This is a genomic window from Variovorax sp. GW458-11-26-14-LB1, assembly GCF_059423965.1.
Genome location: NZ_JBWKYW010000030.1, coordinates 1 through 26,743, shown reverse-complemented (window position 1 = coordinate 26,743; position 26,743 = coordinate 1). Strand labels below are relative to the sequence as shown.

At 65.9% G+C, this 26,743-nt stretch carries 26 protein-coding genes and 1 tRNA gene; 1 reads left to right on the top strand and 26 read right to left on the bottom strand.

Annotated features, from left to right (window positions below; translation table 11 throughout):
- Position 1: 1 nt before the first annotated feature.
- The 3 genes from AC07YS_RS19600 to AC07YS_RS19590 are packed head-to-tail and all read right to left on the bottom strand — an operon-like array spanning position 2 to position 3,370.
- A complete protein-coding gene (locus AC07YS_RS19600) occupies positions 2–1,327 on the bottom strand; it encodes an HlyD family secretion protein (RefSeq protein ID WP_495268944.1) in 1,326 nt (441 codons plus the stop codon).
- Positions 1,328–1,362: 35 nt separating this feature from the next.
- Entirely contained in the window at positions 1,363–2,841 is a 1,479-nt protein-coding gene (locus AC07YS_RS19595) for an efflux transporter outer membrane subunit (protein WP_495268943.1), read from the bottom strand.
- Positions 2,834–3,370, bottom strand: a complete 537-nt coding sequence (locus AC07YS_RS19590; RefSeq protein ID WP_159271080.1) for a MarR family winged helix-turn-helix transcriptional regulator — start codon at positions 3,368–3,370, stop codon at positions 2,834–2,836. Before AC07YS_RS19590 ends, AC07YS_RS19595 begins: the two co-directional genes overlap by 8 nt.
- A gap of 78 nt (positions 3,371–3,448) precedes the next feature.
- Between AC07YS_RS19590 and AC07YS_RS19585 the strand changes: the two genes are divergently transcribed.
- Complete coding sequence (locus AC07YS_RS19585; RefSeq protein WP_095949072.1) at positions 3,449–5,236, top strand: ABC transporter transmembrane domain-containing protein; 1,788 nt, start codon at positions 3,449–3,451, stop codon at positions 5,234–5,236.
- Positions 5,237–5,272: 36 nt separating this feature from the next.
- Here the strand turns inward: AC07YS_RS19585 and AC07YS_RS19580 are convergent, their stop codons facing one another.
- The 23 genes from AC07YS_RS19580 to rpsO form a co-directional block, all read right to left on the bottom strand.
- Positions 5,273–5,755 carry a DUF1178 family protein gene (locus AC07YS_RS19580; RefSeq protein ID WP_495268942.1) on the bottom strand — a complete coding sequence of 161 codons (483 nt, stop codon included), beginning with the start codon at positions 5,753–5,755 and terminating at the stop codon, positions 5,273–5,275.
- 7 nt (positions 5,756–5,762) lie between these two features.
- A complete protein-coding gene (locus AC07YS_RS19575; RefSeq protein ID WP_495268941.1) occupies positions 5,763–6,368 on the bottom strand; it encodes an NUDIX domain-containing protein in 606 nt (201 codons plus the stop codon).
- Between the two features lies 1 nt (position 6,369).
- Complete coding sequence (locus AC07YS_RS19570; RefSeq protein WP_062475381.1) at positions 6,370–6,675, bottom strand: DUF2818 family protein; 306 nt, start codon at positions 6,673–6,675, stop codon at positions 6,370–6,372.
- Positions 6,676–6,690: 15 nt separating this feature from the next.
- Entirely contained in the window at positions 6,691–8,178 is a 1,488-nt protein-coding gene (gene nuoN, locus AC07YS_RS19565) for an NADH-quinone oxidoreductase subunit NuoN (protein ID WP_062475383.1), read from the bottom strand.
- A 24-nt stretch (positions 8,179–8,202) separates the two neighbouring features.
- Positions 8,203–9,681, bottom strand: coding sequence for an NADH-quinone oxidoreductase subunit M (locus AC07YS_RS19560; RefSeq protein WP_062475386.1), 1,479 nt, complete (start codon positions 9,679–9,681; stop codon positions 8,203–8,205).
- Positions 9,682–9,706: 25 nt separating this feature from the next.
- Positions 9,707–11,752, bottom strand: a complete 2,046-nt coding sequence (gene nuoL / locus AC07YS_RS19555; RefSeq protein WP_062475389.1) for an NADH-quinone oxidoreductase subunit L — start codon at positions 11,750–11,752, stop codon at positions 9,707–9,709.
- Between the two features lie 7 nt (positions 11,753–11,759).
- Positions 11,760–12,068: an NADH-quinone oxidoreductase subunit NuoK gene (gene nuoK, locus AC07YS_RS19550; protein ID WP_007837741.1), complete on the bottom strand. Its 309-nt coding sequence runs from the start codon at positions 12,066–12,068 to the stop codon at positions 11,760–11,762.
- Complete coding sequence (locus AC07YS_RS19545; RefSeq protein ID WP_062475392.1) at positions 12,065–12,724, bottom strand: NADH-quinone oxidoreductase subunit J; 660 nt, start codon at positions 12,722–12,724, stop codon at positions 12,065–12,067. Before AC07YS_RS19545 ends, nuoK begins: the two co-directional genes overlap by 4 nt.
- 37 nt (positions 12,725–12,761) lie before the next feature.
- On the bottom strand, positions 12,762–13,307 hold the full coding sequence (nuoI, locus tag AC07YS_RS19540) for an NADH-quinone oxidoreductase subunit NuoI (RefSeq protein WP_062475395.1): 546 nt from the start codon (positions 13,305–13,307) through the stop codon (positions 12,762–12,764).
- Between the two features lie 18 nt (positions 13,308–13,325).
- On the bottom strand, positions 13,326–14,402 hold the full coding sequence (gene nuoH, locus AC07YS_RS19535; RefSeq protein ID WP_095949076.1) for an NADH-quinone oxidoreductase subunit NuoH: 1,077 nt from the start codon (positions 14,400–14,402) through the stop codon (positions 13,326–13,328).
- A complete protein-coding gene (gene nuoG / locus AC07YS_RS19530; RefSeq protein ID WP_495268940.1) occupies positions 14,399–16,564 on the bottom strand; it encodes an NADH-quinone oxidoreductase subunit NuoG in 2,166 nt (721 codons plus the stop codon). The genes nuoH and nuoG overlap by 4 nt, the downstream gene beginning before the upstream one ends.
- Before the next feature lie 20 nt (positions 16,565–16,584).
- Positions 16,585–17,925, bottom strand: coding sequence for an NADH-quinone oxidoreductase subunit NuoF (gene nuoF, locus AC07YS_RS19525; protein ID WP_070063112.1), 1,341 nt, complete (start codon positions 17,923–17,925; stop codon positions 16,585–16,587).
- On the bottom strand, positions 17,925–18,467 hold the full coding sequence (locus AC07YS_RS19520; RefSeq protein ID WP_062475406.1) for an NADH-quinone oxidoreductase subunit NuoE family protein: 543 nt from the start codon (positions 18,465–18,467) through the stop codon (positions 17,925–17,927). Before AC07YS_RS19520 ends, nuoF begins: the two co-directional genes overlap by 1 nt.
- Positions 18,468–18,477: 10 nt before the next feature.
- A complete protein-coding gene (locus tag AC07YS_RS19515) occupies positions 18,478–19,731 on the bottom strand; it encodes an NADH-quinone oxidoreductase subunit D (protein WP_070063113.1) in 1,254 nt (417 codons plus the stop codon).
- Positions 19,732–19,736: 5 nt separating this feature from the next.
- Positions 19,737–20,348, bottom strand: a complete 612-nt coding sequence (locus tag AC07YS_RS19510) for an NADH-quinone oxidoreductase subunit C (RefSeq protein ID WP_495268939.1) — start codon at positions 20,346–20,348, stop codon at positions 19,737–19,739.
- A gap of 13 nt (positions 20,349–20,361) precedes the next feature.
- The gene (locus AC07YS_RS19505) at positions 20,362–20,841 is read right to left on the bottom strand and encodes a NuoB/complex I 20 kDa subunit family protein (RefSeq protein ID WP_007837763.1); all 480 of its coding nucleotides are present in this window, start codon (positions 20,839–20,841) and stop codon (positions 20,362–20,364) included.
- A 15-nt stretch (positions 20,842–20,856) separates the two neighbouring features.
- Entirely contained in the window at positions 20,857–21,216 is a 360-nt protein-coding gene (locus AC07YS_RS19500) for an NADH-quinone oxidoreductase subunit A (RefSeq protein WP_055805154.1), read from the bottom strand.
- A gap of 67 nt (positions 21,217–21,283) precedes the next feature.
- A tRNA-Leu gene (locus AC07YS_RS19495) sits at positions 21,284–21,368 on the bottom strand.
- Positions 21,369–21,487: 119 nt separating this feature from the next.
- Positions 21,488–21,898 (bottom strand): preprotein translocase subunit SecG, encoded by a 411-nt coding sequence (gene secG / locus AC07YS_RS19490; protein WP_159271069.1) that lies wholly within the window; start codon positions 21,896–21,898, stop codon positions 21,488–21,490.
- A gap of 38 nt (positions 21,899–21,936) precedes the next feature.
- Entirely contained in the window at positions 21,937–22,701 is a 765-nt protein-coding gene (gene tpiA, locus AC07YS_RS19485; RefSeq protein ID WP_495268938.1) for a triose-phosphate isomerase, read from the bottom strand.
- Positions 22,702–22,714: 13 nt separating this feature from the next.
- Positions 22,715–23,713, bottom strand: a complete 999-nt coding sequence (locus tag AC07YS_RS19480) for an NAD(P)H-quinone oxidoreductase (RefSeq protein ID WP_495268937.1) — start codon at positions 23,711–23,713, stop codon at positions 22,715–22,717.
- 90 nt (positions 23,714–23,803) lie between these two features.
- The gene (gene pnp, locus AC07YS_RS19475) at positions 23,804–26,137 is read right to left on the bottom strand and encodes a polyribonucleotide nucleotidyltransferase (RefSeq protein WP_495268936.1); all 2,334 of its coding nucleotides are present in this window, start codon (positions 26,135–26,137) and stop codon (positions 23,804–23,806) included.
- Between the two features lie 204 nt (positions 26,138–26,341).
- A complete protein-coding gene (gene rpsO, locus AC07YS_RS19470) occupies positions 26,342–26,608 on the bottom strand; it encodes a 30S ribosomal protein S15 (protein ID WP_056579564.1) in 267 nt (88 codons plus the stop codon).
- Positions 26,609–26,743: the final 135 nt, after the last annotated feature.

The window sequence follows — 26,743 nt, the reverse complement described above, 5'->3', positions numbered from 1 at the left end:
ATCAGCCCGGCTGGCCCTGCGTGGCGGCGTGCACGGCCGGTGCGGCAGCGGACGCTGCCGGGCGGCTCACGGCCGCCGCGGGTGCGCCGCGGCCGAGATTGGCGGCCACGATGCGGTCCACCTCGGCGTCGGCGCCGCGGTCGAGCTGGCTATAGACCTGCGTCTGCGCGAAGGCGGTGCTGCGCGGCGCATCGGCCAGCATCTTGCCGGTCTTCTGCGTGATGTCGATCTCGGCGTCCATCGACAGGCCGATGCGCAGCGGGTTGGCCTTGAGCTGTTCGGGGTCGAGCGCGATGCGCACGGGCACGCGCTGCACCACCTTGATCCAGTTGCCGGTGGCGTTCTGCGCCGGCAGCAGCGCAAAGGCGGCGCCGGTGCCCACGCCCAGGCCGGCGACCTTGCCGGTGTACTCGACCTTCTTGCCGTACACGTCGGCGGTGAGCTTCACGGGCTGGTCGATGCGGATGTTGCGCAGCTGCACTTCCTTGAAGTTGGCGTCGACCCACAGCTGGTGCAGCGGCACGATGGACATCATCGGCGTGCCGGCGGCCACGCGCTGGCCCAGCTGCACGGTGCGCTTGGCGACGTAGCCGTCGACCGGCGCGGGCATGGCCACGCGCTGCGTGGCGAGGTAGGCCTCGCGCACCTTGGCGGCGGCGGCCAGCACGCTCGGGTGCTGCGCCACGCTGGTGCCTTCGGTCAGCGACTGGTTGCTGGCCAGCGCTTCGCGCGCGGCGACCACGCCGGCCTGTGCGGCGGCCAGTGCGCTCTTGGCGTTGGCCAGCTGCGTCTCGGCGTGGTTGAGTTCTTCCTTCGACACGGCGCCGTTGCCCGACAGCGCGCGGCGGCGCTGCAGGTCGTCCTGCGCCTTGGCGATGTCGCTCTGGGCCTTGGCGATGTCGCTCTGGCGCAGCGTGACCTGCGCGGCCAGCGAGCCGTTGTTGGCGTACAGCGTGCGCACCTGGCGCACGGCCTGCGCGAGCGCGGCCTCGGACTGCTCGAGCGCCACCTTGGCGTCGGCCGGGTCGAGCTGCACCAGCGGCTGGCCGGCCTTCACGAAGTCGGTGTCGTCGGCGCCGATGGCCATGACGGTGCCGCCGATCTGCGGCGTGATCTGGATGACGTTGCCCTGCACGTAGGCGTTGTCGGTGTTCTCGTAGTGGCTGGCGACCAGCCATTCGTACAGGCCCCAGCCGCCGCCGGCGACCAGCACCACGGCGGTGAGAACGGTGAGTGCGCGGCGGCGCTTGCCGTTGCTTGCAGGCGCCTCGGGCGCTGCGGTGGGGGGCACGGGGGAAGCGGATGTCGGAGTGTTGTTATCGCTCATGATGGAGTTCTTTCCGAAGAAGGCGGATCAGCAAATCAGTTCTGGGTGGCGGCCGTCGGGGCCGCCGCCGTGGCGGTGGCCGGCGGCTGCCAGCCGCCGCCCAGGGCGCGCGCCAGGCCCACCTGCGTGTCGAGCGCGCGGGCCGCCAGGTCGACCGCGAGGCGGCGCTGGGCCAGCACGGCGGTTTCGGCGGTCAGCACGTTGAGGTAGTTGCCCAGACCGGCGCGGTAGCGCTGCACGGCAATGTCATAGGCGCCTTCGGCGGCCGTCTGCGCGGCGCGCTGTTCGGTCTGCTGGCGCACGATCGACTGCGCGCTCGACACCTGGTCGGCCGCGTCGCGCACGGCATCGAGCACGGTGGCGTTGTAGCTTTCGATGGCCACGTCGAGGTCGGCCGACTTGCCGCGCAGGTTGGCGCGCAGGCGCCCGCCTTCGAAGATCGGCAGGTGGATGGCCGGGCCCACGCCCCACTGCTCGCTGCCCGACTTGAGCAGCTTGCCGAAGCCCAGGCTCTGGAAGCCGGCAAAGGCCGTGAGGTTCACGTTGGGATAGAACTGGGTCTTGGCGTTGGCCACGTCGCTGGTGGCCGCTTCGACGCGCCAGCGCGCGGCAGCGATGTCGGCGCGGCGGCCCAGCAGGTCGGCCGGGATGTTCGCCTGCAGCGCCATCGGCTTCACGCCGGCGAGCACCGGTGGCTTCAGCGAGGCCGACACGTTGGGTTGGCCCACGAGCGCATCGAGCGCGTGCTGCTGCAGCGCGATCTGCTCGTTGAGCGCTTCGATCTGCTGGCGTGCCTCGGGCAGGCCGCCTTCGCTCTGGCGCAGTTCGAGGCGGGTATCGAGGCCGGCCGAGACGCGGTCGCGCACCAGCTTGAAGGTCTCGTCGCGCTGGGCCAGCGTGCGCTTGGCCACCTCGACCTGTTCGTTCAGGCGCGCCCACTGGAAGTAGCTGCGCGCCACGTTGCTCGCGAGCAGCACGCGCGCGGCATCGGCGTCGGCTGCGGCGGCGTTGGCCGCGCCGAGGGCGGTGTCGAGCGCGCTGCGGTTCTTGCCGAAGAAGTCGAGCTCCCAGCTCGCGCCCAGCTGCAGCAGGCCGATGTTCTGCGTCGAGCCGCCCAGCGGCGCCGGGTAGATGTAGTTGCTGTTGAACTTCTGGCGGTTCAGGTTCAGGTCGGCGCCGACCTTGGGCAGCAGCGCCGCGCCGGCGATGTCCGCCGAGGCCTGGGCGCGCACGAGGCGTGCACGCGCGACCTGCAGGTTCGGGTTGCCGGCCACGGCCTGGTCGACCAGCGCATTGAGCTGGCTGTCGCCGAAGGCCTGCCACCACTGGCTGTCCAGGCTGGGCACGGTAGCGCGCGCAGGGTCGGCCGCGATGCCGAGCGTGGACGCATCGCGCAGCGTGGCGTGCGAGCCGATGCCGGCCATGTCGGCGCAACCGGCGAGCGCGACCACCGCCAGCGCGGCGGCCACGACGGGCGTGCGGCGCAGCGCCCGCACGGCGAAAGACTCAGTCATTCTTCTCTCCACGGGCCGCGAGGCCCTGTGCGTTGTCGAGGATGCGGCGCAAGTAATCCTTGAGCTGCTCCCATTCTTCGAGGCTGAAGCCGGCCAGGTACTCGTTCTGCACCCGGCTCAGCACATAGGGCACTTCCTTCGCGGCCGCACGGCCTTCGTCGGTGAGTTCGATGTTGACCACGCGGCGGTCTTCGAGCGAGCGCACGCGGCGGCACAGGCCCTTGGCCTCGAGGCGGTCGAGCAGGCGCGTCATGGCGCCGGTGTCGAGTTCGCAGGCGCGGGCCAGCTCGGCCACGGTGGTGGCGGCGCCGACGTGCAGCTTGTACAGCGGCACCCACTGCGGGTAGGTGGGGCTGCCGGGCTCGCACATGCGCGTGCCGACGGTCTGGCCGACGGACGTGACGATGCGGCGCATCAGGTAGCCGATGCTCTCTTCGGCGCGGTAGTCCTCGGCGCGATAGAAGTCGGCCGGCGGGCGCACGGCCTCGTCGGGCGTCGGAGGGACCGGGGAAATGGGGGCATCGCTCATGCCCGAAATATTAGTTGTCATGGCAATTACTGTCAAGGCGACCTTTGTGGGGGCAAGGGCTCGGTAGAATTCGCGCCCATGGCTTCTTCCCCTCCGTCGTCCTCCGCAGCCAAGGGCTCGCCCCGCTCGCTGTCGGGGTTGCGCCCCTTCCTTCGCCCCTACCGCGTGCAAATCGTGCTGGCGGGCGTCTTCCTGGTGATGGCGGCGGTCACGACGCTGGCTTTTCCTATCGCCCTGCGCAGCCTGATTGACGGCGGCCTGGTCAGCGCCGACAAGGGCGCCCAGACCATGGCGCTGCGCGAGCACTTCGGCGCCCTCTTCGCGGTGGCCGTGGCGCTGGGCCTGTTTTCGGCCGCGCGCTTCTATACGGTGAGCTGGCTCGGCGAGCGCGTCACGGCCGACCTGCGCAACGCCGTCTACGGCCATGTGCTGCAACAGAGCCCGGCCTTCTTCGAGACCACGCAGACCGGCGAGGTGCTGTCGCGCCTCACGGCCGACACCACGCTCGTGCAGACGGTGGTCGGCTCGTCGCTGAGCATGGGCCTGCGCAACGCCGTCATGGGCGTGGGCGCACTGGCGGTGCTGGTCTGGACCAACCCCTATGTGATGGTGCAGGTGCTGGGCATCCTGGTGCTGGTGGTGCTGCCGAGCATGTGGTTCGGCCGCCGCGTGCGCAAGCTGTCGCGCGCCAGCCAGGACCGCGTGGCCGACTCGAGCGCCATCGCGGCCGAGGTGCTGAACGCGATTCCCGTGGTGCAGAGCTACACGGCCGAAGGCCGCGAGGCCGACCGCTTCAAGGGCTCTACCGAGAACGCCTTTCATACCGCCGTGCGCCGCACGCGCGCGCGCTCGGTGCTGGTGGCCTTCATCATCATCGCCACCTCGGCCGCCCTGCTCTGGGGCCTGTACGAAGGCACGCAGGCCGTGCTGCGCGGCGACATCACGGCCGGCCACCTGGGCCAGACCGTGGTCTACGTGGCGATCCTGGCGAGCGCCACGGCCGTGCTCGGCGAGGTGTACGGCGACCTGCTGCGCGCGGCCGGCGCCACCGAGCGCCTGATGGAACTGCTGCACGCGCCGACGGCCATCGCCTCGCCCGCACGGCCGGCGGTCGCGCCCGTTCCCGCCGCGGGCAGCGCGATCCGCTTCGACGCGATCACCTTCCACTACCCTTCGCGGCCGGGCACGCCGGCGCTGCGCGACTTCAGCCTGGACATCGCGCCAGGCGAGACCGTGGCGCTGGTGGGATCGAGCGGCGCGGGCAAGAGCACGGTGTTCCAGCTGCTGCTGCGCTACTACGACCCGCAGTCGGGCCGCATCGTGCTCGACGGTGCGTCGCTGGACGCGCTTGCGCTGCACGACCTGCGCACCCGCATCGGCCTCGTGCCGCAGGACGCGGTGATCTTCTCGGCCAGCGCCTTCGAGAACATCCGCTACGGCCGGCCCGACGCCAGCGCCGACGAGGTGCACGCCGCGGCGCGCGCCGCCTTCGCGCACGACTTCCTGCAGGCCCTGCCCGAGGGCTACGACACCTTCCTGGGCGAACGCGGCGTGCGGCTGTCGGGCGGCCAGCGCCAGCGCATCGCGATCGCGCGGGCCATCCTGAAGAACCCGCCGCTGCTGCTGCTGGACGAAGCCACCAGCGCGCTCGACGCCGAGAGCGAACGCATGGTGCAGGCCGCGCTCGAATCGGCGATGGAAAACCGCACCACGCTCGTGATCGCCCACCGCCTGGCGACCGTGCAGAAGGCGGACCGCATCATCGTGCTGGACCACGGCGGCATCGTCGAACAGGGAACGCACGCGGCGCTGGTGGCGCAAGGCGGCGTGTACGCGCGGCTGGCCGCGCTGCAGTTCACGGCCTGAGCGGGCCGGGCCGGACGGGCTCGTCGAGCCGGCCGGTTACTGCAGGGTTTCTTTCAGCGCCGCCGGAATCGGCAGCGCCATCACCGGAATGCCTTCGTCGAGCAGCGCCTCGGTCTGCTCCGGCGTGGCCTGGCCGCGGATGCCGCGCTCGGCGGTTTCGCCGTAGTGCATCTTGCGCGCCTCGTCGGCAAAGCGGTCGCCGACGTCTTCGGTCTTGGCCAGCACCTCGCGCACGGCGCGCATCCAACGGGCTTCAGGTGAAGTCGCGCTTGCGGATACTTGCGTGGAAGGCGATGCAGGCGCCGACGGCGCTTGGGCCGCGTCGCGCCCTTCTTCCTTCGGCGCCTTGGCGTTGCTCAGGTTCAGGCGGGGTGCGCTCAGCAGCTTGACGATGGCGGTGTCGCCGCAGACCGGGCACTCGACGAGGCCGCTGGCGAGTTGGCTGTCAAACGCTTCATTGGACGCAAACCAGCCCTCGAAGCCGTGGCCGTGCGTGCAGCGGAGATCGAGGACCTTCATGCGCGGATTATCCCGCGCCGCCTTGCGAGGCTGCGGCCTGCCAATCCAGTGCCCATGCGCCCGACAGGACGTTCTGCAGCCACAGGGCGCAGGTGAGCGTCTTCGCGTCGGTCACGGTGCCGTCGCGGCACCAGCCGATGAGCTCCTGCGGCGTGGCGGTGAACACGTCGAGAAACTCGCCGTGGTCCAGCTGGCGCTCGCCCAGCGAGAGGCCGCGTGCGAAATAGATGTAAATGACTTCGGTCGAGTACGCCACCGCCAGGTGCGTGGCCCCCGCATGCGCCCATTCGCGCGCGGTGTAGCCGGTTTCCTCGAGCAGTTCGCGCTGGCCGCACAGCAACGGATCTTCGCCGGCGTCGAGCTTGCCCGCGGGAAACTCCACGATCACCCGGTCCACCGGATAGCGGAACTGGCGCTCCAGCACCACGCGGCCGTCGTCGAGCAGCGGAATCACCACCACCGCGCCGGGATGCACCACGTACTCGCGCGTGGCGCTGTGGCCGTCGGGCAGGCGGATGGTGTCGCGCTTGGCGTGCAGGAACTTGCCCTTGAAGAGCTCTTCGCTGCTGATGAGCTCTTCCTTCAGGTGCGAATCGGCAATGGGAGAAGTCATGTCAGTGCCTGTGCTTCATCAGGTAGCGCCAGGTGAACCCGGGGAAGGCCAGCACGACGAACAGCGAGGCCGTCACCGCGTAGAACTCCCAGCCCTGCGCGGCGATCTGCCCTGCCCTGCGTTCGAACAGCAGGCCGATGCCGCCGGCAATGAAGTACAGCACCACCAGTTCGCCGAAGCGGATGGCGAGCGACTTGTGCGCGGTCGACAGCGGCACCGCCCCGAACAGGCGCTCATTCAGGAACGGCAGGTTGGCGGCCACCAGGGCCACCAGCAGCACCACCCAGACCGACGCGGTTTGCGACACCGTGTGCGGGCCGCGTCAGTGGGCCAGCGTGGCCGCGATGGCGTCGTAGCACAGCGTCATCAGACCGCCGGGCAGCACGCCAAGAATCAGGATCAGCGCGCCGTTGATCGTGAGCACGGTGCGCACGTCGAACGAGGCCGACACGGTGGTCGCCGTGACGGGCGCGTCGAAGTACATGACCTTGACCACGCGCAGGTAGTAGAACGCACCGATCAGCGAGGTGATCACGGCGAACACCGCCAGGCCGATGTAGATGGCGGCGCCCGAGGCGATCAGCGCCTGAAGCACGGCCAGCTTGGCGTAGAAGCCGACCAGCGGCGGCAGGCCGGCCAGCGAGAACATCGCGATGGCCATCACGCCGGCGTACAGCGGGCTGCGCTGGTTCAGGCCGGCCAGGTCGGTGATCTCTTCGCTTTCGAAGCCTTCGCGCGCCAGCAGCAGGATGATGCCGAAGCTCGCCAGCGTGGTCAGCACGTAGGTCACGACGTAGAACATCGCGGCGCTGTAGGCGGCCTGCGCGTTCTGCGTGCCCTGCAGGTCGGAACCCGCCACCAGGCCCAGCAGCATGAAGCCCATCTGCGCGATGGTCGAGTAGGCCAGCATGCGCTTGAGGTTGCTCTGCGCGATGGCGGCCAGGTTGCCGATCACCAGCGACGCCACCGCCAGCACGGCCAGCATCTGCTGCCAGTCGATGGCCAGCGGCTGCAGGCCGTCGACCAGGAGGCGGATGATGATGCCGAAGGCAGCCAGCTCTGGCGCGGCACCGATCAGCAGCGTGATCGCCGTCGGCGCGCCCTGGTAGACGTCGGGCACCCACATGTGGAACGGTGCGGCACCGACCTTGAACGCCAGGCCGGCCACGATGAAGACCAGGCCGAACACCAGCACCTGGTGGTTCACCTTGCCGGTCGAGATCGCCTTGAACACTTCGTTCAGGTCGAGCGAGCCGGTGGCGCCGTACATCATCGACAGGCCGTACAGCAGGAAGCCGCTGGCCATGGCGCCGAGCACGAAGTACTTCATGGCGGCTTCGCTGGCCACCGCGTTGTCGCGGCGCAGCGCCACGAGCGCGTAGCTCGACAGCGTGAGCAGTTCCAGGCCGAGGTAGATCAGCAGGAAGTTGCTGCCGCCGATCATCACGAACATGCCCAGCAACGCCAGCATGCTGATCGTAAACATCTCGCCGCCACGCAGCATCTCGCGGTCGGCCGCGTAGGGACGGCCGTAGACCAGCGTCACCATCAGGGCCAGCGAGGCGAAGCACTTGAGCCAGTTGCCCATCGTGTCGCTCACCACCATGCCGCCGAAGCCGTAGGAAGTCTTGCCGCCGACAGCGGCCAGGCCCGTGAGCACGGCCACCGCCGCCAGCGTAAGCAGCGTCAGGATGTAGGTGCGGGTACGGCGCGGGCTCGTGTCCGACAGGTCGACCAGCGCAATGATGCAGGCCATGACCAGCAACACGATTTCGGGGTAGATCGTCACCCAGCTGAGTTTGTCAATCATCTCGTTCTCTTCTTCAGCGTGGCATCAGACGGGCAGCTTCGAAATCGCCACGTGGCGCAGAAGCTCGACGACGGAGGCATCCATCGCGTCGGTGAAAGGCTTCGGATACAGGCCCATCCACAGCACGGCGATGGCCAGCAGCGAGAGCATCAGGAATTCGCGGGCGTTGATGTCCTTCAGTTCCTTGACGTGGTCGTTGCCGACCGGGCCCAGGTACACGCGCTTGTACATCCACAGGGTGTAGGCGGCACCGAAGATCAGTGCGGTGGCGGCGCCCAGGCCGACCCAGAAGTTGGCCTTGACGGCGCCCAGGATCACCATCCACTCGCCCACGAAACCGGCCGTGCCCGGCAGGCCACAGTTGGCCATGGCGAACAGCAGCGCGAACGCGGCGAACTTGGGCATGGTGTTGACCACGCCGCCGTAGTCGGCGATCTGGCGCGAGTGCACGCGGTCGTACAGCACGCCGATGCCCAGGAACATGGCGCCCGACACGAAGCCGTGGGCAATCATCTGCACGATGCCGCCGGACACGCCGAGCTCGTTGAAGATGAAGAAGCCCAGCGTCACGAAGCCCATGTGGGCGACCGACGAGTACGCCACCAGCTTCTTCATGTCCTGCTGCACCAGCGCAACCAGGCCCACGTAGATCACGGCGATGAGCGACAGCGCGATCATGAGCCAGGCCCACTCGTGCGAAGCGTCAGGCGCGATGGGCATCGAGAAGCGCAGGAAACCGTAGGCACCCAGCTTCAGCATGATCGCGGCCAGCACGGCCGAACCGCCCGTGGGGGCCTCGACGTGCACGTCGGGCAGCCAGGTGTGGACCGGCCACATCGGCACCTTGACGGCGAAGGCCGCGAAGAAGGCAAAGAACAGGAAGGTCTGCGCGGTCGAACCCAGCGGCAGCTTGTGCCAGCTCAGGATGTCGAAGCTGCCGCCCGACTTGTTGTACAGGAAGATCAGCGCGACCAGCATCAGCAGCGAGCCGAGCAGCGTGTACAGGAAGAACTTGAACGCCGCGTAGATCTTGTTCGGGCCGCCCCAGATGCCGATGATCAGGTACATCGGGATCAGCGTGGCTTCGAAGAACACGTAGAACAGGATGCCGTCGAGCGCAGAGAACACGCCGATCATGAAGCCCGACAGGATCAGGAACGCGCCCATGTACTGGTTCACGCGCTCGGTGATCACTTCCCAGGCCGAGATCACGACCACGACCGTGATGAACGAGGTCAGCAGCACCAGCCACAGCGACATGCCGTCGATGCCCAGGTGGTAGTTGACGTTGAAGCGCGAGATCCAGCTCGTCTTCTCGACGAACTGCATCGCGGCGGTTCCGTTCTGGAAGCGCGTGAACAGCGGCACCGTGACCAGGAAGCTCACGATGGCACCGACGAGCGCGACCCAGCGCACGCCCTTGGCGTGCTCGTCGCGGCCAAACGCCAGCAGCACGGCGCCGAATGCGATCGGCACCCAGATGGCAAGGCTCAACAAACCCATTTTTCTTTTTCTCCAGCGTTCGGGCTCAACGTTTGAACCAGACGAAGTACGTCATCAGGATGAAGATGCCCAGCAGCATCGCGAAGGCGTAGTGGTAGATGAAGCCCGACTGCAGCCAGCGCACGACGCCGGCCACGCGACCCACCACCTTCCAGGAACCGTTGACGAGCGCGCCGTCGATCAGCGCCTGGTCGCCGCCCTTCCACAGGCCCGTGCCGAGCAGGCGCGCACCGCGGGCGAGGATGTTCTCGTTGATCCAGTCGAGGTAGTACTTGTTCTCGAGCAGGTTGTAGATCGGGCTGAAGGCGCGCTTGATGGCGGCCGGCAGTGCCGGGTTCATCATGTACATGTAGTACGACAGCGCCACGCCGGCCAGCGCCAGCCAGAACGGTGCGGTCTGCAGGCCGTGGATCGCCATGGCGACCGGGCCGTGGAAGGCTTCCTTCAGCTCGCCCATCGCGTGGTGCTTGGCACCGTCAACGAAGATCGCGTCCTTGAAGAAGCTGCCGAACAGCATCGGGTCGATGGTCATGAAGCCGATCACCACCGAGGGGATCGCCAGCAGCACCAGCGGCAGCCAGACCACCATCGGCGATTCGTGCGGCTTGTGGGCGTCGTGGCCATGGCCGTGATCGTCATGTCCGTGCGCGTCGTGCGCATGGTCGTCGTGGTGTGCGTCCGGGTTCTGGTCGTAGCGTTCCTTGCCGTGGAAGACCAGGAAGTACATGCGGAACGAGTAGAACGCCGTCACGAACACGCCGGCCAGCACCGCGTAGTAGGCGAACTGCGCGCCCCACAGGTGGCTTTCGTGCACGGCCTCGATGATGCTGTCCTTCGAGTAGAAGCCCGAGAACAGCGGCGTGCCGATCAGCGCGAGCGAACCCAGCAGCGAGGTGATCCAGGTGATGGGCATGTACTTGCGCACGCCGCCCATCCAGCGGATGTCCTGGTTGTGGTGCATGCCGATGATCACCGAGCCCGCGCCGAGGAACAGCAGCGCCTTAAAGAACGCGTGCGTCATCAGGTGGAACACCGCGACCGAGTAGGCCGAGGCACCGAGCGCCACCGTCATGTAGCCCAGCTGCGAGAGCGTCGAGTACGCGACCACGCGCTTGATGTCGTTCTGGATGATGCCCAGGAAGCCCATGAACAGCGCGGTGATGGCACCGATCACGAGGATGAAGCTCAGGGCCGTGTCGCTCAGCTCGAACAGCGGCGACATGCGCGCCACCATGAAGATGCCGGCCGTCACCATGGTCGCCGCGTGGATCAGCGCCGAGATGGGGGTCGGGCCTTCCATCGAGTCGGGCAGCCACACGTGCAGCGGGAACTGGGCGCTCTTGCCCATCGCGCCGATGAACAGGCAGATGCAGATCACCGTGATGAGCATCCACTCGGTGCCCGGGAAGGTGATGCCAGCCAGCGTGTGGGCCTTGGCGAAGGCTTCGCCGTAGTTCAGCGTGCCGGCGTAGGCGGCGATCAGGCCGATGCCCAGGATGAAGCCGAAGTCACCCACGCGGTTGACCAGGAAGGCCTTCATGTTCGCGAAGATGGCCGTGGGCTTGTTGAACCAGAAGCCGATCAGCAGGTACGACACCAGGCCCACCGCCTCCCAGCCGAAGAACAGCTGGAGCATGTTGTTGCTCATGACGAGCATCAGCATCGAGAAGGTGAACAGCGAGATGTACGAGAAGAAACGGTTGTAGCCGTCGTCTTCTTCCATGTAGCCGATGGTGTAGATGTGAACCATCAGCGACACGAAGGTCACGACGCACATCATCATGGCCGTGAGGCCGTCGACCAGGAAGCCGACTTCCATCTTCAGGCCGCCGACCATCATCCATTCGTAGATGGTCTGGTTGAAGCGGGCGCCGTCGACGATGACCGACTTCAGCGTCATCGCCGAGATCACGAAGGCGACGAACACGCCCAGGATGGTCAGCGAATGCGTGACCTTGCGGCCGATGTGGTTGCCGCCGAACTTCGTGCCGAACAGGCCGGCAAGTGCGGCGCCGACCAGGGGTGCCAGCGGCACGGCCAGCAAGGTGGATGCGGAAAGGGTTGCGCTCATACTGCTGTCAACCCTTGAGCGAGTTGAGTTCGTCGACGTTGATGTTGGACTTGTTGCGGAACAACAGGACCAGCAGCGCCAGGCCGATGGCCGATTCGGCCGCCGCCACCGTCAGGATGAAGAACACGAAGATCTGGCCGTGCATGTCGCCCAGGTAGTGCGAGAAGGCCACGAAGTTCATGTTGACCGCCAGCAGCATCAGTTCGATGGCCATCAGCAGCACGATCAGGTTCTTGCGGTTCAGGAAGATGCCGATCACCGACAGCGCGAAGAGCATCGCGCCGAGCGAGAGAAAGTGTCCGAGCGTGAGCGTCATGCCTTGTTTTCCTTTGCAGCGGCATCCGCTGCCGGGGCCTCAACCACCGGCTCGGCCGCACGCGTGACGGGCATCTGCACGATGCGCACGCGGTCGCGCGCCTTCACGCGCACCTGGTCCGACGGGTTGACGTACTTGCTGTCCTTGCGGGTGCGCAGCGTCAGTGCAATGGCGGCAATGATGGCCACCAGCAGGATGACCGCGGCGATTTCCAGCGGATAGAGGTATTCGGAGTACAGCAGCTTGCCCAGCTCGAGCGTGTTCGAGCTGTTGGGCGACGTCGTCGCCATGGCGCGCGGGCCTTCGCCCAGGCGGAAGCCGCCCATGAGCACAGCGGCCATTTCGAGCGCGATGAGCGCGCCGATACCGGCCGCCAGCGGGAAGTGCTTCCAGAAGCCCTCTCGCAGGCCGTCGACGTCGATGTCCAGCATCATCACGACGAACAGGAACAGCACCATCACGGCGCCGACGTACACCAGCACGAGCGAGATCGCCAGGAACTCGGCGCGCAGCAGCAGCCAGATGGCCGAGGCCTGGAAGAATGCCAGCACCAGGTACAGCGCGGCGTACACGGGATTGCGGGAGGTGATGACGCGGAAGGCTGCAAACAGCAGCACCGCGGCAAACAGATAGAACAGACCGGTCTTGACGTCCATTGGAATTCGATTGGTACGGGTTTCGAGCGGAGCCGGCTCAGCGGTACTTGGCGTCGGCCGCCTTGTTCGCCGCGATTTCTTTTTCGTAGCGGTCGCCCACGGCCAGCAGCATGTCCTTGGTGAAGTACAGGTCGCCGCGCTTTTCGCCGTGGTATTCGAAGATGTGCGTCTCGACGATCGAGTCGACCGGGCAGCTCTCTTCGCAGAAGCCGCAGAAGATGCACTTGGTCAGGTCGATGTCGTAGCGCGTGGTGCGGCGCGAGCCGTCGTCACGCACGTCGGATTCGATGGTGATCGCCAGCGCGGGGCACACGGCCTCGCACAGCTTGCAGGCGATGCAGCGCTCTTCGCCGTTCTCGTAGCGACGCAGCGCGTGCAGGCCGCGAAAACGCGGCGACAGCGGCGTCTTCTCTTCGGGGAACTGGACGGTGATCTTGCGCGCGAAGGCGTACTTGCCCGTGATGGCCAGGCCCTTGAACAGTTCGAACAGCATGAAGCTGCCCAGGAAGTCCTTGAGCGAGAACGGTGCGGAGGCCAGCTTGGAGGTGCGTCCGAGCCCTCCGGCGGTGTGTGAAGCAGTCATGATGTCGTCGCTTCCTGCTTATTTCCAGATGTTGAACGGCGTCTGCATCCAGCCACCGACCACGACCAGCCACACCAGGGTGACGGGAATGAAGATCTTCCAGCCCAGACGCATGATCTGGTCGTAGCGGAAGCGCGGGAACGTCGAGCGCACCCACAGGAACATGGTGACCACGCAGAAGGTCTTCAGGCCCAGCCAGATCCAGCCCGGGATGAAGCTCAGGAACTCGAACGGCGGCAGCCATCCGCCGAGGAACAGCACCACGGTCAGGATCGAGACGAGCCACATGTTGGCGTACTCGGCCAGGAAGAACATCGCGAAGCTCATGCCCGAGTACTCGATCATGTGGCCGGCCACGATTTCCGATTCGCCTTCCACCACGTCGAACGGGTGGCGGTTGGTTTCGGCGAGACCCGAGATGAAGTACACGACGAAGATCGGCAGCAGCGGCAGCCAGTTCCACGACAGGAAGCCAATGCCCATGTCTTGGAACATGCCCTTGCCCTGCACCGTCACGATGTCGGACATGTTCAGGCTGCCCGTGACCATCAGCACCACGACGAAGCAGAAGCCCATCGCGATTTCGTAGCTCACCATCTGCGCCGAGGCGCGCAGCGCACCCAGGAAGGCGTACTTCGAGTTCGAGGCCCAGCCGGCGATGATCACGCCGTACACCTCGAGCGAGGTGATGGCCATCACGAACAGCAGGCCGGCGTTGATGTTGGCCAACGCCACGTCGGGGCCGAAGGGAATCACGGCCCATGCGGCCAGCGCCGGCATGATGGTCATGATGGGACCGAGCAGGAACAGGCCCTTGTTGGCGACCGTCGGAAGGATGATTTCCTTGGTCATCAGCTTGAGCGCGTCGGCGATCGGCTGCAGCAGGCCCAGCGGCCCGATGCGGTTCGGGCCCACGCGGATCTGCGTGAAGCCGATGGCCTTGCGCTCCCACAGCGTGAGGTACGCCACAGCCAACATCAGCGGGATCACGACGACGATGATCTTGATCAGCGTCCAGACCACGGGCCAGACGACGGACGTCCACCAGCCTGCGGCGACCAGCCCCTGGCCGAAGCCATGAATTGCGTCGATCATGCCAGGGCCTCCTCGGCACGAGCGGGTGCGGCCTGTGCGCTGTGGCGCGCGTCGGCGGTCAGCTGCAGCGACGGTGCGCGGCGCACGATCGAGTCGAGCTGGTAGATGCTCGCGACCACGGGTGCGGCCACGGCGCCGCTGGCCGCGACGGCCTTGGCGGAGGTGGCGTTGCTCAGCGCGTTCGCCGGCACGGTGCCCTTGTCACCGACGGTGGCCAGCACCTCGGCGGTCGATTCGAAGGCGAAGCCCGGCAGGCCGAGCAGGTTCGCCAGCACGCGCAGCACCTTCCAGGCCGGACGCGTTTCGCCTTGCGGCTTCACGACGGCATGGAAACCCTGCAGGCGGCCTTCGGCATTGACGAAGGTGCCGGGCGTTTCGGTGAACGGGGCGATGGGCAGCAGCACGTCGCTGAACTCGAGGTTGGCCTTGAAGGGGCTCAGCGTGACCACCATCTGCGCATTGCCGATGACATCGGCGGCGGCAGCACCGGCGGCCGAGTCGAACACCGGTTCGGTGTTCAGCAGCAGCACGGCCTTGAGGCCGGAGCCGGCGGCGAGCATGCGGCCGGCATCGAGGCCGCCGTTCTGCGGGAAGGCGCCGACGAGCTGTGCGCCCACGGTGTTGCCCGCTTCGGTCAGGTAGCCGACGGTGGCGCCGGTCTGTGCGCCGATCCAGTTCGCGAGGGCCAGCAGGCTGCTGGCTTGCGCGTGGTGCGCGGCGGCATTGCCGAGCAGGATCGCCTTGCGCTCGCCGCTCAGCAGCGAGGCTGCGATGGCTTGCGCGGCAGCGTCGGGTGCGTTCTTCGGTGCCAGCGGCGCGGCGGCACCGTTGGTCTGGCCGATGGCAGCAGCCACGGCGGCCAGCGCCTCGACCCACTGGTCGGCCTCGACGATCGACGCTTGCGCCACGTCGATGGCCCAGGCACCGCGGTCGGCCATGAGGCTGGACGAGGTGATCACCGACAGCGCGGCGCCCTTGCGCACGGCCTGGCGGATGCGCTGTGCGAACAGCGGGTGCTCCTTGCGCAGGTTCGAACCGACGACCAGCGCGCGCTGCACTTGCGTGAGCGAGGCGATCGAGGTGCCGAGCCAGCGCACGCCTTCGAAGGCCGTGAACTCGGCGTTGCGCAGGCGGTAGTCGATGTTGTCGCTGCCCAGTTCACGCGTGAGCATGGCGGCAAGCTGCAGCTCTTCGAGCGTGCTGTGCGGGCTGACCAGCGTGCCGATGCTTTGCGCACCGTGGTCGGTCTTGATCTGCTTGAGGCCGTTGGCGACGTACTCGAGCGCCGTCTGCCAGTCGACCTGCTGCCATTGGCCGCCCTGCTTCAGCATGGGCTGCGTCAGGCGTTCCGTGCCGTTGAGCGCTTCGTACGAGAAGCGGTCGCGGTCGGCGATCCAGCATTCGTTGACGTCTTCGTTCTCGAGCGGCACCACGCGCATGACGCGGTTGTTCTTGACCTGGACGATCAGGTTGGCACCGGTGGAATCGTGCGGGCTCACCGACTTGCGGCGCGACAGTTCCCAGGTGCGGGCGCTGTAGCGGAAGGGCTTGCTCGTGAGCGCGCCGACCGGGCAGATGTCGATCATGTTGCCCGACAGCTCGGAGTCGACCGAGTCGCCGAGGAAGGTTTCGATTTCGGAGTGCTCGCCGCGGTGCGACATGCCCAGCTCCATCACGCCGGCCACTTCCTGGCCGAAACGGACGCAGCGCGTGCAGTGGATGCAGCGGCTCATTTCTTCCATGCTGATCAGCGGGCCGACGTCCTTGTGGAACACGACGCGCTTTTCTTCTTCGTAACGCGAAGAAGAGCCGCCGTAGCCCACGGCCAGGTCCTGCAGCTGGCATTCGCCGCCTTGGTCGCAGATGGGGCAATCCAGCGGGTGGTTGATCAGCAGGAACTCCATGACGGACTGCTGGGCCTTGATGGCCTTGTCGCTCTTGGTGCGAACGATCATGCCCTGCGTGACGGGCGTGGCGCAGGCCGGCATCGGCTTGGGCGCCTTTTCCACGTCGACCAGGCACATGCGGCAGTTGGCCGCGATGCTGAGTTTCTTGTGATAGCAGAAGTGCGGGATGTAGGTGCCCGCCTTTTCGGCCGCATGCATCACCATGCTGCCTTCGGTCACTTCGACCTTCTTGCCGTCGAGTTCGATTTCGATCATGTCTGTGTTTCTTCTCGCACTCAGGCCTTGACGGGCGCCGTCGGGACGTGACCCGGGATCAGGGCCTCGAACTCATGGCGGAAGTGCTTGATCATGGCGCGCACGGGCATGGCTGCCGCATCGCCGAGCGCACAGATGGTGCGGCCCATGATGTCGCCGGCCACGGAGTCCAGCAGCTGCATGTCGCTGGGCTTGCCCTGGCCGTTGTGGATGCGGTCCACCACGCGGTAGAGCCAGCCCGTGCCTTCGCGGCAGGGGGTGCACTGGCCGCAGGACTCGTGCATGTAGAAGTACGAGAGGCGCTTGAGCGACTCGACCATCGATCGCGTGTCATCCATGACGATCACGGCGCCCGAACCCAGCATGGAGCCGGCCTTGGCGATGGAGTCGTAGTCCATGGTGCAGGCCATCATGATGTCGGCCGGCAGCACCGGCGACGACGAGCCGCCGGGAATCACGGCCTTGAGCGTGCGGCCCTTGCGCACGCCGCCGGCCAGCTCGAGCAGCTTGGAGAACGGCGTGCCCATCGGCACCTCGTAGTTGCCGGGCAGCTCGACGTCGCCGCTCACCGAGTAGATCTTGGTGCCGCCGTTGTTCGGCTTGCCGCACTCGAGGTAGGCCTGGCCGCCGTTGCGGATGATCCAGGGCACCGCCGCGAAGGTCTCGGTGTTGTTGATGGTGGTCGGCTTGCCGTACAGGCCGAAGCTCGCCGGGAACGGCGGCTTGAAGCGCGGCTGGCCCTTCTTGCCTTCGAGCGATTCGAGCAGCGCGGTTTCTTCGCCGCAGATGTAGGCGCCGAAGCCGTGGGCCGCGTGCAACTGGAAGTTGTACGTGCTGCCCATGATCTTGTCGCCGAGATAGCCGGCGGCGCGCGCCTCTTCGAGGGCGGCCTCGAAGCGGTCGTAGCTCTGGAAGATCTCGCCGTGGATGTAGTTGTAGCCCACGCTGATGCCCATCGCATACGCGGCGATGGCCATGCCTTCGATCACGATGTGCGGGTTGAACTGCAGGATGTCGCGGTCCTTGCACGTGCCGGGCTCGCCTTCGTCCGAATTGCAGACGAGGTACTTCTGGCCCGGGAACTGGCGGGGCATGAAGCTCCACTTCAGGCCGGTCGGGAAACCCGCGCCGCCACGGCCGCGCAGACCCGAGGCCTTCACTTCGGCGATCACCTGGTCGGGCGTGAGGCCCTCGGTGAGGATCTTGCGCAGCGCCTGGTAGCCGCCGCGCGCTTCGTAGTCGGCCAGGTGCCAGTTGGTGCCGTCCAGGCCTGCATAGATCTGAGCGCCGATGTGGCGGTCATGGAAGCAGGTCTGGACACCGGTGGCCTGGAATTGCGAGAGAACCTGTTCAGGCGTCATCACGAAGCCTCCCCTGGCTTGGCACTGCGCAAACCGTCGATGAGCTGGTCGAGCTTGTCGTTGCTCATGAAGCTGCACATGGTGCGGTCGTTGACCAGCATCACGGGCGAATCAGCGCAGGCGCCCAGGCATTCGCTCTGTTGCAGCGTGAACAGGCCGTCGGCCGTGGTCTCGCCCATCTTGATGCCCAGCTTCTTCTCGAGGTGCACGAGCGCGGTGACGCCGTCGCGCAGCTGGCACGGCAGGTTGGTGCACACGTTGAGCTTGAACTTGCCCACCGGATGCTGGTTGTACATGTTGTAGAAGGTCGTCACTTCGTGCACGGCGATGGGCGCCATGCCGAGGTAGGCGGCGATCTCGCGCTCGCGCTGCACGCTCACGAAGCCTTCGTCCTGCTGGACGATGGCCAAGCAGGCCATCACGGCCGACTGCTTGCCGGCTTCGGGGTACTTCGCGACCTCGCGCGCAAAGCGCTCGAGGATGGCAGCCTTCAACGGCGCCGAGGGCGCCGCGTCATGGTGATGGGTTGAGGAAGTCGTCATTCGCTCTTTCTCACCTGTCGATTTCGCCGAACACGATGTCCATCGTGCCGATCACCGCGACAGCGTCGGCGATCATGTGGCCGCGCGACATTTCGTCGAGGGCAGCGAGGTGCGGGAAGCCCGGGGCGCGGATCTTCAGGCGGTACGGCTTGTTGGCGCCGTCGCTCACGAGGTAGATGCCGAACTCGCCCTTGGGATGCTCGACGGCGGCATACGCTTCGCCTTCGGGCACGTGGAAGCCTTCGGTGAAGAGCTTGAAATGGTGGATCAACTCCTCCATGTTCGCCTTCATCGACTCGCGCGCGGGCGCTGCGACCTTGTGGTTGCTGGTGATCACCGGGCCGGGGTTGGCGCGCAGCCAGGCCGAGCACTGCTGGATGATCTTGTTGGCCTGGCGCATTTCTTCCACGCGAACCAGGTAACGGTCGTAGCAGTCGCCGGTCTTGCCCACGGGCACGTCGAACTGCATCTGGTCGTAGACGTCGTAGGGCTGCTTCTTGCGCAGGTCCCATTCGACGCCCGAGCCACGCAGCATCGGGCCGGTGAAGCCCAGGTTCAGCGCGCGCTCCGGCGTGACCACGCCGATGCCCACGGTGCGCTGCTTCCAGATGCGGTTGTCGGTGAGCAGCGTCTCGTACTCGTCGACCATCTTCGGGAAGCGCTTGCAGAAGTCGTCGATGAAGTCGAGCAGCGAGCCCTGACGGTTCTCGTTGAGCTTCTCGATGGCCTTCGCATTCTTGATCTTGCTGACCTTGTACTGCGGCATCGAATCCGGCAGGTCGCGGTAAACGCCACCCGGACGGAAGTACGCCGCATGCATGCGCGCGCCGGACACGGCCTCGTACATGTCGAACAGGTCTTCACGCTCGCGGAAGCAGTAGATGAGCATGTTCATCGCGCCGCAGTCCAGACCGTGCGCGCCGAGCCACAGCAGGTGGTTCAGCAGGCGGGTGATCTCGGCGAACATCACGCGGATGTACTGCGCGCGGATCGGCACGTCCAGGCCCATCATCCGCTCGATGGCGAGGCAGTAGGCGTGCTCGTTGGACATCATCGACACGTAGTCGAGGCGGTCCATGTAAGGCAGCGACTGGATGAAGGTGCGCGATTCGGCGAGCTTCTCGGTCGCGCGGTGCAGCAGGCCGATGTGGGGGTCGGCACGCTGGATCACTTCGCCATCCAGCTCGAGCACCAGGCGCAGCACGCCGTGTGCTGCGGGGTGCTGGGGACCGAAGTTGAGTGTGTAGTTCTTGATTTCGGCCATATCTGTCAGTGCAAACCGCCGCCGTAGTTGTCTTCGCGGATCACGCGCGGCGTGATTTCGCGCGGCTCGATCGAGACCGGCTGGTAGACCACGCGCTTCTGCTCTTCGTCGTAGCGCATTTCGACGTGACCCGACACCGGGAAGTCCTTGCGGAACGGGTGGCCGATGAAGCCGTAGTCGGTCAGGATGCGGCGCAGGTCGTCGTGGCCGTCGAACACGATGCCGTACAGGTCGAAGGCTTCGCGCTCGAACCACGTGGCAGCGCTCCAGACGGGCTGGAGCGAGTCGATCACGGGCAGGTCTTCGCTGATCGCGAACACCTTCAGGCGCACGCGCTGGTTGAGGCTCACGGAGAGCAGGTGCGAGACGACGCCGTAGCGTTCGCCCTGCCACTCGCCTTCGCGGTAGTCGGAATAGTCCATGCCGCACAGGTCGATCAGCTGTTCGAAACGGCAGCCGGGCGCATCGCGCAGCAGCAACGCCGCGTCGATGTAGTCAGCGGCGCTGACCACGACGGTCACTTCTTCGAGCGCAACCGTCACGCTCTTGGCCTTGGCACCGAGCGTCTCGGCGATGGTGGCGCGCAGCACCTCCGGCGAAATTGCAAAGTCAGTCATCGTCGGCAATCTCTCAGGCGCGGGCAATGGTGTTGGTGCGGCGAATCTTCTGCTGCAGCTGGATCACGCCGTACAGCAGCGCTTCAGCGGTGGGCGGGCAACCCGGCACATAGACGTCGACCGGCACGATGCGGTCGCAGCCACGCACCACGGAATAGCTGTAGTGGTAGTAACCACCGCCGTTCGCGCAGGAGCCCATCGAGAGCACCCAACGCGGCTCGGGCATCTGGTCGTAGACCTTGCGCAGCGCCGGCGCCATCTTGTTGCACAGCGTGCCGGCCACGATCATCAGATCGGACTGGCGCGGGCTGGGGCGGAACAGCATGCCGAAACGATCGATGTCGTAGCGGGCAGCGCCCGCGTGCATCATTTCGACCGCGCAGCATGCGAGGCCGAACGTCATCGGCCAGAGAGATCCGGTCTTCGCCCAGTTCACGACCGAGTCGTAGGTCGTGGTGACGAAGCCTTCTTTGAGAACGCCTTCAATGGCCATCGTGTAGCTTCCTTGTCATTCCCAGTCGAGCGCGCCTTTTTTCCACTCGTAGACGAAGCCCACGACGAGGATGGCGAGAAAGATCATCATGGCCCAGAAGCCAACAGCGCCGATTTCCTTGAGCGCAATGGCCCACGGAAAGAGAAAGGCAATCTCGAGATCGAAGAGGATGAAGAGAATCGCGACGAGGTAATAGCGCACGTCGAATTTCATGCGCGCATCCTCGAAGGCTTCGAAGCCGCACTCGTAGGGCGCGTTCTTCGCAGCATCGGGCCGATTGGGCCCGAGGATGTATCCGATGACTTGCGGGGCGACGCCTACGCCGACCCCGACCAAAATGAACAAAAGGACGGGAAGGTAGGAATCGAGGTTCATCGAGAAATTTTCACCGCTTGCCACCGACAGAAGAGCCTCTGGAAAGAGATCTTCTGCCGGTGAGATTTGGTGCGGTCGGCGAGACTCGAACTCGCACAGCTTTCGCCACTACCCCCTCAAGATAGCGTGTCTACCAATTTCACCACGACCGCGGTTTTTAACTGTCCAGATGGCATGAGGTGCCGTTGAGGCATTTGGCTTTCTGAACAGATTTAGAGTTTACCCTGAAATGAAGCCGTTTCTCACGAACGGCTGCATGAAAACAACCTGATTACTTGGCCGGAATCTGACCGGAGCCCGAAACGGGTGCAGCAGGCGCCGAAGCGGCCTTGGCAGGCGCTGCTGCAGCGGGGATTTCGCCCGCAGCGCCGGTCGCAGGCGCGGCCGGTGCAGCAGGCGCACCCACGGCTGCGCGCTCCAGCAGGCTGCCACCGCCCGCAGGACGTGCGTGGCTGAAGTAGGCCAGCAGCAGCGTGCAGGCGAAGAACACCGCGGCCAGCACAGCCGTGGTGCGCGAGAGGAAGTTGGCACTGCCGCTGGCACCGAACAGGCTGCCCGCACTGCCGCTGCCGAAGGCCGCGCCCATGTCGGCGCCCTTGCCGTGCTGGATCAGGATCAGGCCGATCATTGCCAGCGCCGCCAGCATTTGCACGCCGACCAGAAGATTGAGGACCACGTTCATTCGTTCTTACTCCTAAGTGATGGCTGCCGTTGCCGCAATCAGCGTGCAGCGGCAGAAATGATCTGCAGAAAGTCGGGCGCCTTGAGCGAGGCGCCGCCGATGAGGCCGCCGTCGATGTCGGCCTGCGCCAGCAGTTCGGCGGCATTCGCCGCGTTCATGCTGCCGCCGTACAGAATCTTGATGCCCGCGGCGTGTTCGCTCGCGGCATGGTGCAGTTGCGCACGCAGCACGGCATGCACCGCCTGCGCCTGCTCCGGCGAAGCCGTCTTGCCCGTGCCGATGGCCCAGACCGGCTCGTAGGCCACGACGATCTCGCTGATGCAATGGCCGTTCACATGGATCACCGCAGCCAGCTGGCGCTTGACGACCTCTTCGGTCTGCCCTGCTTCGCGCTCTGCCAGCGTCTCGCCGACACAGACGATCGGCGTGATGCCGTTCGCCAACGCCGCCGCCGTCTTGGCCGCCACGGCATCGTCGGTTTCGCCGTGGTACTGGCGACGCTCCGAATGGCCCACGATGGCATAGCGCACACCGAAATCCTTCAGCATCGCCGCCGACTGCTCGCCGGTGAACGCACCTTGCGGGTGCGCCGAGATGTCCTGCGCACCGAGGGCCAGCGACGGCGTGTCCGCCAGCAGCGATTGCAGCTGGGCGAAGTACGGCGCAGGCGCGCACAGTGCAACGCCGCAAGCCGCGGGGCTGTCGGCCAGCCCTTGCTGCAGGGCCTTCACCAGCGCCTCGTTGGCGGCCAGGCCGCCATTCATCTTCCAGTTGCCGGCAATCAGTTTCTTGAAGGTTGTCATCGCGTTGTTCGTCTCACCAAGTCAGCACAATCTTGCCGATGTGCTGGTTCGATTCCATCAGCGTGTGAGCCTGGGCCGCACCGCTGGGTTCACCTGCTGCCGCATAGGTGCTGTGGATCACGGGCTTGACCGCGCCGCTTTCGAGCAGCGGCCAGACCTTCTCGCGCAGTGCCTTGGCAATGGCGCCCTTGAACGCCACCGGCCGCGGACGCAGCGTCGAGCCGGTGATCGTGAGCCGCCGACGCAGCACGAGGCCCGCATTGATCTCGCTCTTCACACCGCCCTGCACCGCAATGATCACGAGCCGACCGTCTTCGGCCAGGCACTCGACCTCGCGCGCCACGTAGTCGCCGGCCACCATGTCGAGCACCACATCCACGCCCTTGCCGCCCGTGAGCTGCTTCGCCACCTCGACGAAATCGCTCGTGCGGTAGTTGATCGCGTGGTCCGCGCCGAGTTTCAGGCAGGCTTCGCACTTGTCGTCGCTGCCGGCCGTGACGATCACGGTCGCGCCGAGCGCCTTGGCGATCTGGATCGCCGTGACGCCGATACCACTCGAGCCGCCCTGGATCAGCAGGGTCTCGCCCTTTTGCAGGCGGCCGCGCTCGAACACATTGCTCCAGACGGTGAAGAAGGTCTCGGGCAGCGAAGCCGCCTCGATGTCGCTCCAGCCCTGGGGGACCGGCAGGCATTGCGCCACGGGCGCCACGCACAGCTCGGCATAGCCGCCACCAGCCACCAGCGCGCACACGCGGTCGCCGACCTTGAAGCCCGCGTCGGCCAGCGCCTTGGCGTCGCCCGACACGATCTCGCCAGCCACTTCGAGGCCCGGCAGGTCGGAGGCGCCGGGCGGCACGGGGTAGTGCCCCATCCGCTGCAGCACATCCGGGCGATTCACGCCGCTGGCCGCCACGCGGATCAGCAGCTCACCCCCGCCCGCCACCGGGTCGGGACGCGCAGCGACGCGCAGCACCTCGGGGGCGCCGTACGAAGTGATCTCAATGGCTTTCATGGGGTCTCCGAGACTCGGATGCCCGCACAGGGGCGGGCATCAGTGGCTGTCCACGAGAGGCGACGGCACTGGGCTGTCGCGCCTCACTGCTTACTCCTGCGGTTCGCGCGGCGCTTGCTGCTGCGACTCGCCGGCGGGCTGCTGTTGCTGCTCGCCGCGGGGCTGTTGCTGCTGGTCGTTGAAGCGCGGTGCGCGCTCGCCACGATCGCCGCCGCGGTCACCGCGGTCGCCACGATCCGAACGCTCGCGGCGGTCGCCACGGTCGCCGCGATCACCACGGTCTTCGCGCGGCGGGCGCTCGCTGTATTCCATGCCGGCCGGACGCTCGGTCAGGGCCTTCATGGACAGCTTGACGCGGCCCTTTTCGTCGGTCTCGAGAACCTTGACCTTCACGATCTGGCCTTCGCTCAGGTAGTCGGTCACCTTCTCGACGCGCTCGTGCGCGATCTGGCTGATGTGCAGCAGGCCGTCCTTACCGGGCAGCAGGTTGACCAGCGCGCCGAAGTCCAGGATCTTGGTGATCGGGCCTTCGTAGACCTTGCCGATTTCGACTTCAGCGGTGATCTGCTCGATGCGGCGCTTGGCGAATTCGGCCTTTTCCGGATCGGTCGAGGCGATGGTGATGGTGCCGTCTTCGTCGATGTTGATCGTCGTGCCGGTTTCTTCCTGCAGGCCACGGATGACCGCGCCGCCCTTGCCGATCACGTCGCGGATCTTCTCGGGGTTGATCTTCAGCGTGGTCAGGCGCGGTGCGAACTGCGACACGTCGGCCTTGGCCTCGCCCATCGCTTCTTGCATCTTGCCCAGGATGTGCATGCGCGCTTCCTTGGCCTGTGCCAGTGCGACCTGCATGATTTCCTTGGTGATGCCCTGGATCTTGATGTCCATCTGCAGCGCGGTGATGCCGTTGGTCGTGCCGGCCACCTTGAAGTCCATGTCGCCCAGGTGATCTTCGTCGCCCAGGATGTCGGTCAGCACCGCGAAGCGGTTGTCTTCCTTGATCAGGCCCATGGCGATACCGGCCACGTGTGCCTTCATGGGCACGCCGGCGTCCATCATCGAGAGGCAGCCGCCGCAGACCGAAGCCATCGACGAGGAGCCGTTCGACTCGGTGATTTCCGACACCACGCGGATGGTGTACGGGAATTCTTCCTTGGTCGGCAGCACGGCGACGAGCGCGCGCTTGGCCAGACGGCCGTGGCCCACTTCGCGGCGCTTGGTGGAGCCCATGCGGCCCACTTCACCGGTGGCAAAGGGAGGCATGTTGTAGTGGAACAGGAAGCGGTCTTCGTACTCGCCGGCCAGCGCGTCGATGCGCTGTGCGTCGCGCTCGGTGCCGAGCGTGGTGACGACCAGGCCCTGCGTCTCGCCGCGCGTGAACAGCGCCGAGCCGTGGGTGCGGGGCAGCACGGAGTTGCGGATTTCGATGGGGCGCACGGTGCGCGTGTCGCGGCCGTCGATGCGCGGCTCGCCTTGCAGGATCTGGCCGCGCACGATGCGCGATTCGATCGCGAACAGCAGGTCGCTGACCTTGCCGGCGTCAAACTCGGCGCCTTCAGCCTTCAGGGCCGTGAAGACGCTGGCATTGGCTTCGCGCAGGGCTTGCGTGCGAGCTTGCTTGCTGCGGATTTGATAGACAGCGCGCAGCTTTTCTTCGGCCAGGCCGTTGATCTTGGCGATGAAGTCCTCGTCCTTGGCTTCCGGCACCCAGGTGCCTTCCTTGAGCCATTCCGGCTTGCCGGCGTCACGCACGAGGTCGTGGATCGCGTTGATCGCGATGTTGGCTTGCTCGTGGCCGAACACCACGCCACCCAGCATGATTTCTTCGCTGAGTTGCTGGGCTTCGGATTCGACCATCAGCACGGCGGCTTGCGTGCCGGCGACGACGAGGTCCATCTGCGAATCCTTGCGGGCGGTGGGGCCCGGATTCAGCACGTACTGGCCGTTGATGTAGCCCACGCGGGCGGCACCGATCGGGCCGCTGAACGGGATGCCGGAGATCGACAGCGCGGCGCTCACGCCGATCATGGCGGCGATGTCGGCGTCGACTTCAGGGTTCAGCGACACGGTATGGATCACCACGTGCACTTCGTTCAGGAAACCTTCGGGGAACAGCGGGCGGATCGGACGGTCGATCAGGCGGCTGGTCAGGGTTTCGTGTTCGCTGGGCTTGGCTTCGCGCTTGAAGAAGCTGCCGGGGATCTTGCCCGCGGCGTAGGTCTTCTCGATGTAGTCGACGGTCAGCGGGAAGAAGTCCTGGCCGGGCTTGGCGGTCTTGGAAGCGACCACGGTCGCCAGAATCACGGTGCCGTCGATGTCGACCAGCACGGCGCCGGTCGCCTGGCGGGCGATTTCACCCGTTTCCATGACGACAGTCTTGTCGCCCCATTGGAAGGACTTGGTGATTTTGTTGAAGAGGCTCATTTTTGCTCCTATTTTGATAGCGAATCACACAGGATTCGCAAGGGGCGGAGGCTGCTCAGAACACGATGCCATTCCAGCGAAGCTCGGGACGAACTTCATTGGAATGACACAGCTTCGCTCTGTTGGGCACTCCGAAAGTGGATCGCGAAGTAAAAAACGCCTGAGCTAGCGGACTAACCCAGGCGTTTTTTCATGCGATTCGAATTACTTGCGCAGACCCAGCTTGGCGATCAGCGCGGTGTAACGCTCGGCGTCCTTGGACTTGAGGTAGTCGAGCAGCTTGCGACGGCGGCTGACCATGCGCAGCAGGCCGCGACGACCGTGGTGGTCCTTGGCGTGCGTCTTGAAGTGGGGGGTCAGCTCGTTGATACGGGCGGTCAGCAGTGCGACTTGCACTTCGGGGCTGCCGGTGTCGTTGGCTGCACGGGCGTTGTCCTTGACAACTTCGGCCTTGATGGAGGCTGCGATCATGTTGAATTTCCTTGTTCCGGGATGTTTGACTTGCGGTGAGCACTGGAACTGCCCTCACCGTGCGCCTTGCGGCATGCAAAGCTTTGGGAGTATACATCGGCCGGCTTGACCGCTCCTTCCCGCCGCCTCCCGTCA